The sequence below is a fragment of the Hungatella sp. SL.1.14 genome, assembly GCF_024460495.1.
In the GTDB taxonomy this organism is placed as follows: Bacteria; Bacillota; Clostridia; order Lachnospirales; family Lachnospiraceae; genus Hungatella; species Hungatella hathewayi.
The window spans coordinates 1-293 of record NZ_JANFYJ010000461.1 but is presented as its reverse complement, the minus strand read 5'-3'; the positions used below and the strand labels follow the sequence as shown (position 1 = coordinate 293).

The window sequence follows — 293 nt, the reverse complement described above, 5'->3', positions numbered from 1 at the left end:
CTGGCGAGAACGAAGACGAAAATGGGAAACCGTATGTTTTTATTCTTCCTGGCCGGACTGATCGTGCCGTTTCAGATGAACATTGTCAGCTTATATAATATCGTAAAGAGCCTTCATTTGATGAACACTCCGTTTGCAGTGATTCTCGTCAATGTGGCCATCAATACGCCGCAGGCGGTATTCCTGTTTAAGGAATTCATAGAGGGCACGGTGCCGAAGGAGCTGGAGGAAGCCGCTGAGATCGACGGCTGTACGGTGTTCCGCAAGTTTTTCAGGGTTGTTCTGCCGCTGCT

The 293-nt window shown here is 49.1% G+C and carries 1 protein-coding gene; it reads left to right on the top strand.

Annotation, left to right across the window (positions count from 1 at the left end):
- Window positions 1-21: 21 nt before the first annotated feature.
- The coding region (locus NE473_RS31840) for an ABC transporter permease subunit (protein ID WP_256265703.1) at window positions 22-293 on the top strand (272 nt) is incomplete at its 3' end.